Genomic DNA, 11,472 nt, shown 5'->3' with positions numbered 1-11,472 from the left:
CTAGGGCTTCAGGGTCGGCCACAATCTCTGCGTAAATATAGCCCTTCAAAGTCAGGCTTTTGCCCAGCACGGTAAACAGTGGGAATGGTGTCGGTTCAGAGCTAAGTGCGCCGTACACCAGCAAAATTCCGCCCCGCGCCATGCTCTGCGTGAGAGGTTCAAAGGACGGCCCGCCTACAGGATCGAATACAACGCGAGCGCCTTGACCGGCAGTTATCGTCATAACACGCTCGACGATATCCTCTTCATCGCTGACGATGACATGCGCAGCGCCTGCATCAAGCAGGGCTTGCTTCTTCGCGCGAGTTCGTGTGATCGCAATCGATGTGGCGCCGACCATTCGAGCTATTTGGAAGGCGGCCAAGCCAACACTGCTTGACGCGGCGGTCACGATGACAAAATCGCCCTGCCGTAGCTTCGCCTGTTCAATCAATGCTCCCCAGGCGGTGACGTACTGCATCCAAGACGCCGCAGCCTCTTCAAAGGACAAGTTCTCAGGGCTCTTTACCACCAGGTGGGCCGGTACATTGGCCAACTCGCCGTAGGTGCCCCAGCGAGCAATATCCAGAGGTGGGATCAGAGCGACCGAGTCACCAATCGTGATCTCGGTTACGTCGCTCCCAACTGCCGTTACAACGCCTGCAGCCTCGTAGCCTAAGCGGCTGGGGAACTCCGCTTCTTGTAGGTATGCGTGATTGCGGAACATCACTTCGGCTCGGTTCAAGCCAATGGCTTTAACACTAATTTGCACCTCGTTTGCTGCTGGTGCCGATACTTCCAGATCTTCCAGCTTCAGAACGCTGGCGTCACCGTATTCATGAATTCTGACAATGCGTGCCATATAGATACCTCGTTTCTCAATGGGCCTCGACGTACATCCGGAAGGTATCCGGGCACTCGAAAGGTGACAAAAATTTAGTCATTGGTTGGCGCTAAATAATGGCCTACGGTGGCTGGAGTTGCCCCTGTAACTCAGGACACGCGGACACCGTTAGGTTGATGACACCGCAGCACGCCTGAACTCGCGAGGCGAACGGTATTTCAAGGCTTTATGCGGGTGGCGCTCATTGTAGTGTTCAAACGCGATAGCTAGACGCGAGAGCGCTGTTGGTACGTCAGGCTTGTCCATATAGGCGACGTAATTGTGCTTCATGGTCTTCACGAACGATTCGGCCATGCCATTGCTCTGGGGCGAACGCACCGGCGTGGTCAGCGGCTCAAGGCCCAGTTCTCGAGCGAAGCTGCGTGTGCGGTGGTCGATGTAGGCCGAGCCGTTGTCCGACAGCCATTCAATGGGTTGCGCGGCCTGCGTGGTACCGAAGCGCTGTTCGACGGCGGCCAGCATGACGTCGCGCACCACATCACCGCTATGCCCGCCGGTCGTTGCCGCCCAGCTAATCGCCTCCCGGTCGCAGCAGTCCAGTGCGAACGTTACGCGCAGCGGCGTGCCATCGTCGCACCGGAATTCAAAGCCATCGGAGCACCAGCGGGTGTTGCTGCGGTCCACCGCAACGCGACCATCATGTCGCCGCTTGTCTCGCCGCACGCCGGGGCGGCGCAGCAGCAACTGGTGTTCACGCATAACCCGATACACACGCTTGTGGTTGATGCACGGCGCGCCGGTCTGCTCTCGACTGCGCCGCAGCAGCGCCCAGATACGCCGGTAGCCGTAGGTCGGCAGGTGCGCCACATGAGCCTGGATTTCCTCGACCAGCCCGGCATCATTGGTCACACGGGCACGGCGACCATCGCGCCAGTCAGACGAGCGAACTCGCTTCGCCGCCACGGCAGAGCGCGCCACGCCGAGAACTTCGCAGACCGTCTTCATCGGTCGTCCCCTGGCAGCAAGGGCGAGCGCGCAATCAGTTTTTTTGACCGGCCCCATTCCACGGCTTCTTTCAGGATTTCGACCTCCAGCGTCTTCTTCCCGAGTAGCCGTTGCAGTTCCTTGATTTCCTTGATGGCGGCAGCCAGCTCAGATGCCGGCACAACGGTTTCGCCTGCCTTCACCGCCGCCAGACTGCCTTCCTGGTATTGCTTGCGCCAGCCGAACACCTGGTTGGCGTTGACGCCATGTCGACGCGCCACGGCCGACACCGATGCTCCAGGCTCCAGTGTTTCCTGCACGATGGCGATTTTTTCCTGCGCCGTGCGCCGACGACGGCGCTCCGGCTCGGTCAGAATTTCGATGCTTTCCACGTAATGACTAGGCTTACTGATAGGCACAAGACTATCCCTTATTTTAAGAGAGTCCTTGTGTCCTCAGATACGTGGGGCCGCTCCAGTGGCGTATTACTCGGAGGCTGTTAAACCATGAAGACCTGTAGCCATAGCGCATCCTCCTGATGAGGGCTCAAGAATGTACCATGACTTCCTGGGACTGCATACCTAGATTCTTTCTTGCAGCGCCTTGAAGAAGGCATCGATATTCTCATCGTGGCGTTTGTAGTAGGTCCAGGGACCGATCCGCTGCGATGTCACCAATTGCGCGCGCTGTAGAGCTGCGAGATAAAGCGATGTCGTTGACTGCGAGAGGCCCGTGCGCTCTTGGATGATGCTGACGCACACGCCTACCGTTTCTGGGTCGACTTCCTGCTCGGGAAAGACTGTCCTGGGATCCTTGAGCCAATTGAGGATGGCAAGGCGCGTCGGGTTCGCCAATGCTTTCAGGGCTTCGTTGACGTCAATAGTCATGAATTTTTTGAGACCTGCTTTTTTCGATATCTAGATATCTTCCTGATTCGCGCAGCAAATTGGAAGGCTTCACCATGATCTCCGCGCCTCCCCTTCGCAGTGATGGGCAGGCTTGGACTGGAAATCCAGGTGTCCTGTCAGATAGAACTATCGGGCTCCTGTGCGCCGAATTGCGGGACGATATGTTTGCCAAGTTCCTCGATAACCTCTGCTGCGGGGCGCTTACCATACTTGAGGTTCAGGATGACGTGATCCACACCGATTTCCTGAAGTGTATCCAGCAAGGCCAGAAGGTGGTTACGTCCCAGTCGGAATCCTAGATGGATAGGCGAAGGCGGCGTGGGTGGGTGTTCGACCAGGTCGATATACAGCGATTGCAAGAACGGCTTGTAGATAGCGCCACACTGTTTAGCCGTTTCCTGTCGCCAATCTTCCACGATCAGTCGCTGCATTTTTGGCGGACGTGGATAGTTGATCCATCCATGGCTTTCACGCGCGATCCAATCGAGCGACTGGCGGCTGTGTCCGGTTACGAATAGCGGTATTTCGCGAGTTGTAGGTTTGGGAACGAGATCGGCCCCCAGTAACTCGCCGTGACTCCAGCGAATGGGCTCGAAGTGTGTTCGATGGGCTTGGCGTATCACATTGAGGTTTTCTTGAAAGGTCTCGCCGCGCTTTTCTGGATCAACGCTGAATGCGGGAAACTCCACGGGACGATCGCCAGAGGCTACTCCCAGGAGCAAGCGACCTCCGCTCAACTGATCAATGCTCGCTGCGGCCTTTGCCGTGTGCAAGGGATTACGCAAAGTAAGGGCGATGGAGGCGGTGCCTAGTGCGATTTTTGTTGTATGGGCTGCCATGTAGCCCAGATACACCCAAGGGTCGAAAACCTGGCCGACATCACCGAAGCTTGGGTCCCTGAGTGGGACGTCGCGAAACCAGAGCGCCGAAAAACCAAGTGCCTCTGCACGTTTGGCCAGCGCGACCTGATCTAGCATGCTCGGTGTATCACCTTCGAAAGCCTCCAGGGGAAAGAACAGCCCAAGGCTTAGATGACCCTGCCTGAAGGTTCGTTTGAATCCCCTATGCTCTTGGTAGGGGATCGTGCTCGGTTGGTACATGCTTAACGTCCTCGGTCAGCAAACGCTGAGCCACGCCCCTGAGTTATGGGGCGTGGCATTGAGCGTTTAGGATTTGTAAGTCGGGTAGTCGGTGTAGCCCTTATCGGTACCGCCGTACATGCTGCTTGGATCAACTGGGTTAAGCGGCCAGTTGTTGGCGATACGAGCGGGCAGGTCGGGGTTCGCAATGAAGGGGCGGCCAAAAGCGATCAGGTCGGCCCAGCCAGCTTTTATCACGCGATTTGCTCGTTCAGCGGTGTACTTGCCGGCATAGATAATCTTGCCGCTGAAGGTCTTACGAACAGCTTCCCGGAACGTCTCAGGCAGCTCGGGTGCGTTTTCCCAATCGGCTTCGGCGAGCGACAGGTAGGCAATGCCCACTTCCTCGAGGATCTTCACTGCCTCGATGTAGGTTTGGTGAGGATCTTCTTCGACCAGGCCAAGGTAAACGCGGTCTTCGTCTGTGGTCGCGAACAGCGGAGCGAAGCGAACGCCAACGCGCTCCTTGCCGACCACACCAGCAACGGCGAGGGTGATTTCGCGCAGGAAACGAAGACGATTCTGCAGCGAACCGCCATATTCATCATCACGCTGGTTGGTATGCGCCGAAATGAACTGGTTTACCAGGTACCCGTTCGCGCAGTGAAGCTCCACCCCGTCAAAACCTGCGTCCAAAGCATTTCGGGCTGCTTGGGCGTAGAGCTCAACCAGTTCCTTTACCTCCTTGGTGGACAGGGCTCGTGGGGTCGAAGGGTCGGCCAGTGTACCCGTGCCGGGGCCAGTTTCGATGAACACCTTGACGTTGTCCGCGCGGATGGCTGATGGCGCGACGGGCGCTTCACCACCGGGTTGCAGCGACGTGTGCGACACGCGGCCCACATGCCAAAGTTGAGCAAAGATCACCCCCCCTTCGGCGTGAACAGCGTCGGTGACCTTACGCCAGCCTTGTATCTGTTCCGCGCTATGAATGCCGGGTGTCCAGGCATAACCCTGTCCTCGGGGTTCGATCTGTGTGCCCTCGGTCACCATGAAGCCAGCACCGCTGCGCTGACGGTAATATGTGGCCATTAGGTCGTTCGCAATATTGCCGGGTTGGGAGCTGCGCGAACGCGTCAGTGGCGGCAGAACGATACGGTTCTTGAGGGTGTATGGGCCCAGCTGAGTGGTTTTGAAAAGTTCTGATTGTGTCATTTCAGTTGCCTGCATATCTAGAATATTCGATGTTGTAAGTCAAAAGAACATGGATCAACGAGCTCAGAAGAGCCCGAGCGGTGCTTCGTTGAGGCTGACGTCGATGTTCTTCTTCTGGCTGTAGGCTTCCAGCATTGACTTGTGAGTTTCCCATGATGTTGCCCCTGTTTTGTGGAGTTCTTAGCTCCCTGCTTACGCAGCTTTTTTGCGCTGTACCTCGTGCCAGCGTTGCTCGTATTGCATGGGACTGAGATACCCCAAGCTCGAATGCAATCTGCGGTAATTGTAGAAGGCCATCGCGTCATGGAAGGCAAATACCTGGTCAATCACACCAATCGGCCGAGCCGACGGAGCGCTGGCCGGCAGCGGCTGGAGTTGCGTGGCGAAGGTGACTGGACTGGCTAGCGCCAAGGCCAACAGAGTGTGGCGGAACCGCTTTTCGATGCGCATGTTGGGTCTCCTGCCCGCGTGGCGGGCGCTAATGCATGGATAAATCAGAAGCCTTCCAAGACGATCTTGCCCATGGCCTTGCCGCTTTCGATCAGTGCATGGGCACGCCGCAGGTTGGCCGCCTCGATGCGCCCGAAATGCTCCCCTACAGTCGTCTTCAGCACACCAGTGTCGATCAGCTCCGCCACGCGGTTGAGCAACTGGTGCTGCTTAATCATGTCGTCCGTCCCGTACAGCGAGCGGGTGAACATCAGCTCCCAGTGCAGCGCCAGCGACTTGCGTTTGAGTGGTACTACATCGAGCACAGCCGGATCGTCGATCAGTGCCAGATGACCCTGGGGCCGCAACACCTCAATCAGTTGAGGAAGGTAGCTGTCGGTGTGGGTGAGGCTGATCACATAATCCACCACCTCGATACCGATGTGCTTTAGCTGCTCGGCCAGCGGCCGGCTGTGGTCGATCACATGATGCGCACCCAGGGCGCTGACCCATTCCCGGGTTTCCGGGCGAGACGTAGTGCCGATCACCTTCAGGCCGGTCAACTGGCGGGCCAGTTGCGTCAGGATCGAACCCACGCCGCCCCCGGCACCCAGGATCAGCAGACTCTGCCCTGCTCCACCGTGCTCGCCGATGCCCAGGCGGTCGAACAGCAGTTCCCAGGCGGTAATCGACGTCAATGGCAAAGCCGCCGCACTGGCATCGTCCAGGCTACGCGGCTTGCGCCCGACGATGCGTTCGTCGACCAGATGCAACTCGCTATAGCTGCCAGGACGGTCGATGGCGCCGGCATAAAACACTTCATCGCCGGGCTGGAACAGCGTTACGTCGGAACCCACGGCGCGCACTACACCGACCGTGTCCCAGCCGAGCACTTTGGGCTGGGGGGTGGCACCCTTGCCGGAACGCACCTTGGTATCGACTGGATTCACCGCGATGGCCCTGACCTGCACCAGCAGGTCATGCGGGCCAGGGGTAGGTTCTGGAAGCTCGCTGTCGAACAATGCACGAGGGTCGTCGATTGGCAGGCCGTATTCGGTGAAGACGATAGCTTTCATGTGGGGCAATCCTTGAAGGTCAGGAACAAGTAAAAGTTTGGTAATTTTCGTCTTCCAATTCCTCTGGAAAAATGCTAAAAATGCACCAGCACTTTCATCGCAGGCGTGAAAATGGTTCGGATAGAAGACCTTCAGTTGTTTGTGCGCACAGCCGCGCTGGGCAGCTTCTCCAACGTCGCTCGCGAGGTCGGCCTGCTTCCAGGCCAGGTGGCTGCGGCGATCAAACGCCTCGAGCGAGAGCTGGATATCCGTTTATTCGCTCGTTCTACGCGCAGCCTGCGGCTGACTGCCGAAGGAGAGCAGTACTTGCCGTTTGCCCGCGAGGCGCTACATACGTTGCACGAAGGTCAAGACCGGATACGTCGGGAAAGTACCCAGCTGCAGGGTTTGCTGCAGGTTTCGGCTCCATCAGATCTAGGGCGCAACATGCTGTTGTTATGGCTTTCCGAGTTTCGCCGTCAGCATCCAGCGCTCAGTCTTCGTCTACTAATTTCCGATCAAGTGGCGGATGTTTTTCGAGATCCGGTCGACGTTGCCCTGCGCTACGGCGTGTTTGACGATGCGAGCTGGGTGGCATTGCCGCTAGCTCCCTGGAACCGCCGTGTTCTGGTGGGCGCTCCCGATTATTTAGAGCGTAACGGCAGACCTCAAAAGCCCACCGATCTAGCCCAGCATCACTGTCTGCTGTATTCGCTCAATGGGCGTGCGCATGACCGCTGGCCGGTAGGTGATCAGACAGTGCAAGTCACCGGTCCACTTTTCAGCAACGATGCCGACATCGTGCGACGCTTGGCGGTAGCGGGGGAAGGACTGGCCTACAAATCCTGGCTGGACGTACGCGATGACATTGAGGCGGGACGGCTGGAGATAGTGCTGGCCCATTACCAAGGCGAGCCCACACCGTTGAACCTGGTGTGCCCGCATCGCAAGCAATATTCGCCTGCCGTTCAGCAATTACATGCACTGTTGCGCAGTCGTCTTGATCCGCTGAAACAGGAGCTGCCGCCTCCTGGTTTGAACGGCAGCGCCAAATAGCGCCTGCCAGAACCAGCAGCGGATCCCTCGGTTCTGGCAGCCCTAAGCTGGGTACTCAAGCCAGCAGCGACAGCTTCATCACGTCGAGCGTGATATGCCCTTCAAGCGTTTCGGACAATTCTCGAAAGACCGGCCCTTCGAGATGGTCTTGTAGCGCCGCCTCGTCTCGCCAGCGCTCGATCATGACCAACCGGTCCGGCTGCTCAGTGTCTTCATGCAGCTGATACTGGTCGCAGCCTGGTTCCTTGCGGCTTCGTGCAACAGCTTTGCGAAGCGCCGCTTCGGCCGATTCACGGCTGCCGGGCTGTAGGGTAATTGATGCGACCACAATAATCGGCATATACATCATATCAGTACTCCTAAGGAAGGTCTGCATAAACCGCCCGGACATGTGCTTGGCGCCGGCCTGATTGCCTGAGACCATTGATCCCATGAAGCAGAGCAGCCTTGGATTGGGAACGTCGACGAAGCGCACGCGCCGTCGGGAGTTCCTCGACGAGATGGACCGGGTGGTGCCGTGGTCCGACCTGGTGGCGCAGATCGCGCCGTTCATGCCCGAGGGCAAACGCGGCCGTCCGCCGTTCCCAGTGGAGTCGCTGCTGCGCATCCACTTCATGCAGCAGTGGTTCACGCTGAGCGACCCGGCCATGGAAGACGCGCTGCATGACATGCCGCTGTTCCGTGACTTCGCCGGCCTGGGCGGCTGGGATGACCGGCTGCCCGACGAGAGCACCATCTTGCGCTTCCCTCATGTGCTGGAGAAGCACAAGCTGGCCGAGCGGATCCTGGCGACCGTCAACCTGCTGCTGGGTGCCAAGGGTCTGATGCTGCGCAGCGGCACGGTGGTCGATGCCACGCTGATCTCGGCGCCGAGCTCGACCAAGAACGCCAGCGGTGAGCGCGACCCGGAGATGCACCAGAGCAAGAAGGGCCAGCAGTGGTTCTTCGGCATGAAGGCGCACATCGGCGTGGACGCCGACTCGGGTCTGGTTCACACCGTGCGTGGCACATCGGGCAACGTCAACGATGTGGTCGAAGCCAACAGCTTGCTGCACGGGCAAGAGACGGATGCCTTTGCCGATGCCGGCTATCAAGGCGCGCACAAGCGGCCCGACGCCAAAGAGGATGTGCAGTGGCATGTGGCCATGCGCCCGGGCTTGCGCAAGCTGCTGGACAAGGCAGACCCGGCGGACGCGCTGACCGAGCAGGTCGAGCGCATCAAGGCCAGCATCCGCGCCAAGGTGGAGCACCCGTTCCGTGTCATCAAGCGCCAGTTCGGCCATGTGAAGGTGCGCTACCGCGGCTTGGCCAAGAACACGGCGCAGTTGCACACGCTGTTCGCGCTGGCCAATCTGTGGATGGTGCGCAAGCGTTTGACGGGGAGCCTGGCATGAGTGCGCCTGCTGCACGGGAAATAAGCGCGAAACGCGCCCAAAACACCTGCCAGCAGAGCGTTCAACCGCCAATCTGGTCATGTCAGTGCACCCAACCATGGTCAGCGCTCATTTGTGCAGACCTTCCCTAAGGGTTGATGTTTTGGAGGCAAGCCCGATCGACATCCGCACGACGGTACTGGGCTAGATACAGCTGACGATTAGGGATGGTGTTCAAAACCCCGGTTAAGCCCGAATGGCATGAGCGTGGCACGACAGGAAGAATGGCGGCATGACCCAATGAACCTGAGCACGCGGCGCACGCGCAAAGCGGTGTTTCTCGGCGAGATGAACCTGGTGGTGCCGTGGACGGAGTTGCTGTCGCTGATTGCGCCGCACGCACCTCGCGCCAAGACCGGGCGCCCTCCGTTTGGAGGGTGTGCAGAATTTTGTGTAAACGGACAATCAACCGCCGGCGCAAGCCGGCCTGTCCGTAAGCACAATGAGCACCAAGAAACACGACGTACCCGAAGAACTGCTGTCTGGCCTGCTGGCCAACTACAAGAAGCCCGAAGACCTCATCGGCGAGAACGGTCTGCTCAAGCAACTGACCAAGCTGCTGGTCGAGCGAGCCCTGGACGCTGAGCTGACTGAGCACCTGGGCCATGAACGCAACGAGGCGGTGGCCAATCCCGCTGGCAACACCCGCAACGGCAAGAGCAGGAAGACCCTCAAGGGCGACTTCGGCGAACTGCCCATTGAGGTCCCCCGCGATCGCCATGGCAGCTTCGAGCCCCAACTCATCCCCCGTTTGGCCTGCGTCAGTTTCCCGGCGGTCTCCAGCCGTACATGCACCAAACGCCTCCGGTCATCCACCGCGTCGCAACTCCCTGACACCCCGGCCCAGCTTACGGCGCAACAGGGCCCGCAGGGTCACCCCATCCGAGTACCCGACCTGTGCGGCGACTTGGTCGACGCTGGCGTTCCCGGTGCGCAAGAGATGGACGGCATGCTCCACGCGCAGGTCTTGGAAATACGACAGTGGTGTCTTGCCCAAAACGCTTTGCAGCCGCCGCGCCAAGGTGCGCTCGCTTGTGCCCGCGGCGCTCGCAGCCTCGGCCAGCGAGAACCCCTGCGCGAGCCGACGTCTGGCCCAGCACTCGAAGCGCTCCACCATCGGGTCGGCATGCGCAAGGTGGTCGGGAATCACGAACTCGGCTTGCGAACTGCGTGTCTCGACCAGCAGATAGCGTGCCACCAGGGCCGCCAGCGCCGGACTGCGCCCTCGGATGATGCGCAAGGCCAAGTCTACGTGGGCCAAAGCGGCACCCGCGGTGGTGAAGCGTGTCGAGTTCACGATCATGCGTGACTCGTCCAGCGTGACGTTCGGATAGCGCTGCCGAAACATCGGCCCCAGCCACCATGACGTCGTTGCACGATGCCCATCAAGCAGGCCACTCTCTGCAAGCAAGAAACTACCGGAGCAAGCGGCACCAAGGTGCGCGCCAGCGGTGGACCACTGCTTTAGCGCCGCGACCGCATCGGGCAAATCGGGGCGTGTGAGCCGAGCCGAAAGCGTGTCAGGCATCTTGTCGCCAAACGCTGGCACGAGCACGACGTCTGGTTCGGGAACACCGCGCACAGGGAGCACGGGGACTGTCAAGCCTTGCGCAGTTCGGATGCGACGCCGCACGCCCACCAGCGTGAGCTCTATGCGAGAGGGAGCCTGTGGCAGCGAGCCCGACATCGCATTGGCCAAGCCTACTGTGTCAGTGAGCGCCGCAAGCCCCAGATCAAACACGCCATCACAAACAAGGATGTGGAGTTTCATGGCAACAATGATATCAAAGTTGTCATTATTGTCTATAGGAATGGCTGTCATGAAGACTTAGACTGCAGGCTTGTCGATCCCTTCACCTAACCCATTTACCCAGAGGATTACAGTATGACCAAGCTCGCCCTGTTTGTTCGCCTCGAAGCCAAACCCGGCCAGGAGGCTGCGCTTGCCGACTTCCTGGCTAGCGCACTGCCGCTCGCCAACGCCGAGTCCGGCACCACTGCCTGGTTCGCATTGAAGTTTGGCCCTTCGACGTTCGGTGTGTTCGATGCCTTTGCCGATGAGGCAGGTCGCCAAGCACATCTGAACGGCCAGATCGCCGCGGCCTTGATGGCCAACGCCGCGACCTTGCTCAGTTCTCCGCCCAATATCGAGAAGGTCGAACTGCTTGCAGCCAAACTGCCTGCATGACAACCCGGCCTTGACCCAATCAGGTCACGCTGCAGGATGGGGGTCACACGGCCCTACGCAGCGATCCCCCTCCAATTGCACTTGCCCAGGGAGCTACCTTCCACAGCGATTGGGGGGGCAATATTGCAGCCAGAACTTCCAAGCTGCGTCAGCAAGCAGGGGCAACATCAGGGCGAGCTGAGATGTTCCGATTCGTCGGGTAGTTATCGAGAAGTACCGACTGTTTGCAACGTGTCGGTACCGAGAGCCGTCTGGGCGAGCCAGATTTCCGGCCCATTGGAAGTCCGCAGTCCGCAAGGGGGATG

General features: G+C 59.2%; 11 protein-coding genes and 3 pseudogenes. 5 read left to right on the top strand and 9 right to left on the bottom strand.

Annotated elements, in window-relative coordinates; genetic code table 11:
- The 7 genes and pseudogenes from J7024_RS20675 to J7024_RS20645 form a co-directional block, all read right to left on the bottom strand.
- Positions 1–841 (bottom strand): zinc-dependent alcohol dehydrogenase family protein (locus J7024_RS20675; protein ID WP_234745419.1); only part of this gene is annotated, 841 nt, incomplete at its 3' end.
- Between the two features lie 150 nt (positions 842–991).
- A protein-coding gene (locus J7024_RS20670) for an IS3 family transposase (protein WP_234745423.1) occupies positions 992–2,190 on the bottom strand; the annotation gives its coding sequence in 2 pieces (ribosomal slippage) (positions 992–1,866 and positions 1,866–2,190; 1,200 coding nt in all).
- Positions 2,191–2,388: 198 nt separating this feature from the next.
- Positions 2,389–2,694, bottom strand: a complete 306-nt coding sequence (locus J7024_RS20665) for an ArsR/SmtB family transcription factor (RefSeq protein WP_012464920.1) — start codon at positions 2,692–2,694, stop codon at positions 2,389–2,391.
- Between the two features lie 137 nt (positions 2,695–2,831).
- The gene (locus J7024_RS20660; protein WP_012218033.1) at positions 2,832–3,815 is read right to left on the bottom strand and encodes an LLM class oxidoreductase; all 984 of its coding nucleotides are present in this window, start codon (positions 3,813–3,815) and stop codon (positions 2,832–2,834) included.
- Between the two features lie 66 nt (positions 3,816–3,881).
- The gene (locus J7024_RS20655) at positions 3,882–5,006 is read right to left on the bottom strand and encodes an alkene reductase (RefSeq protein ID WP_012464918.1); all 1,125 of its coding nucleotides are present in this window, start codon (positions 5,004–5,006) and stop codon (positions 3,882–3,884) included.
- Positions 5,007–5,198: 192 nt separating this feature from the next.
- Positions 5,199–5,309, bottom strand: a pseudogene (locus J7024_RS37350) (IS3 family transposase); the annotation flags it as partial.
- 191 nt (positions 5,310–5,500) lie between these two features.
- Entirely contained in the window at positions 5,501–6,511 is a 1,011-nt protein-coding gene (locus J7024_RS20645) for a zinc-binding alcohol dehydrogenase family protein (protein ID WP_012218036.1), read from the bottom strand.
- 111 nt (positions 6,512–6,622) lie between these two features.
- Between J7024_RS20645 and J7024_RS20640 the strand changes: the two genes are divergently transcribed.
- Positions 6,623–7,546 (top strand): LysR family transcriptional regulator, encoded by a 924-nt coding sequence (locus J7024_RS20640; protein ID WP_012218037.1) that lies wholly within the window; start codon positions 6,623–6,625, stop codon positions 7,544–7,546.
- A gap of 55 nt (positions 7,547–7,601) precedes the next feature.
- On the opposite strand, the gene J7024_RS20635 is transcribed toward J7024_RS20640, so the two are convergent.
- Positions 7,602–7,895 (bottom strand): putative quinol monooxygenase, encoded by a 294-nt coding sequence (locus J7024_RS20635; RefSeq protein ID WP_012218038.1) that lies wholly within the window; start codon positions 7,893–7,895, stop codon positions 7,602–7,604.
- Between the two features lie 82 nt (positions 7,896–7,977).
- On the opposite strand from J7024_RS20635, the gene J7024_RS20630 reads away from it, so the two are divergent.
- The 3 genes and pseudogenes from J7024_RS20630 to J7024_RS20620 form a co-directional block, all read left to right on the top strand.
- Positions 7,978–8,940 (top strand): IS5-like element ISBmu20 family transposase, encoded by a 963-nt coding sequence (locus J7024_RS20630; RefSeq protein ID WP_012218039.1) that lies wholly within the window; start codon positions 7,978–7,980, stop codon positions 8,938–8,940.
- Between the two features lie 279 nt (positions 8,941–9,219).
- Positions 9,220–9,351 (top strand): annotated as a pseudogene (locus J7024_RS20625) (IS5/IS1182 family transposase); the annotation flags it as partial.
- Positions 9,352–9,421: 70 nt separating this feature from the next.
- Positions 9,422–9,730: pseudogene (locus tag J7024_RS20620) on the top strand (transposase); the annotation flags it as partial.
- A 57-nt stretch (positions 9,731–9,787) separates the two neighbouring features.
- Here the strand turns inward: J7024_RS20620 and J7024_RS20615 are convergent.
- A complete protein-coding gene (locus J7024_RS20615; RefSeq protein ID WP_012218040.1) occupies positions 9,788–10,801 on the bottom strand; it encodes a GlxA family transcriptional regulator in 1,014 nt (337 codons plus the stop codon).
- A gap of 63 nt (positions 10,802–10,864) precedes the next feature.
- On the opposite strand from J7024_RS20615, the gene J7024_RS20610 reads away from it, so the two are divergent.
- On the top strand, positions 10,865–11,167 hold the full coding sequence (locus J7024_RS20610; protein ID WP_007182542.1) for a putative quinol monooxygenase: 303 nt from the start codon (positions 10,865–10,867) through the stop codon (positions 11,165–11,167).
- The last annotated feature ends 305 nt before the right edge of the window (positions 11,168–11,472 follow it).

Source organism: Burkholderia sp. WTPI3 (assembly GCF_021483755.1).
GTDB lineage: Bacteria > Pseudomonadota > Gammaproteobacteria > Burkholderiales > Burkholderiaceae > Burkholderia.
The sequence above is the reverse complement of the archived record's forward strand: the minus strand, read 5'-3'. Positions and strand labels throughout refer to the sequence as shown.

What these genes read in the sequence shown, in the direction of transcription:
- J7024_RS20665 (WP_012464920.1), bottom strand. Translation starts at nt 2,694, where the DNA reads ATGACTATTGACGTCAACGAAGCCCTGAAAGCATTGGCGAACCCGACG.
- J7024_RS20660 (WP_012218033.1), bottom strand. Translation starts at nt 3,815, where the DNA reads ATGTACCAACCGAGCACGATCCCCTACCAAGAGCATAGGGGATTCAAA.
- J7024_RS20655 (WP_012464918.1), bottom strand. Translation starts at nt 5,006, where the DNA reads ATGACACAATCAGAACTTTTCAAAACCACTCAGCTGGGCCCATACACC.
- J7024_RS20645 (WP_012218036.1), bottom strand. Translation starts at nt 6,511, where the DNA reads ATGAAAGCTATCGTCTTCACCGAATACGGCCTGCCAATCGACGACCCT.
- J7024_RS20640 (WP_012218037.1), top strand. Translation starts at nt 6,623, where the DNA reads ATGGTTCGGATAGAAGACCTTCAGTTGTTTGTGCGCACAGCCGCGCTG.
- J7024_RS20635 (WP_012218038.1), bottom strand. Translation starts at nt 7,895, where the DNA reads ATGATGTATATGCCGATTATTGTGGTCGCATCAATTACCCTACAGCCC.
- J7024_RS20630 (WP_012218039.1), top strand. Translation starts at nt 7,978, where the DNA reads ATGAAGCAGAGCAGCCTTGGATTGGGAACGTCGACGAAGCGCACGCGC.
- J7024_RS20615 (WP_012218040.1), bottom strand. Translation starts at nt 10,801, where the DNA reads ATGACAGCCATTCCTATAGACAATAATGACAACTTTGATATCATTGTT.
- J7024_RS20610 (WP_007182542.1), top strand. Translation starts at nt 10,865, where the DNA reads ATGACCAAGCTCGCCCTGTTTGTTCGCCTCGAAGCCAAACCCGGCCAG.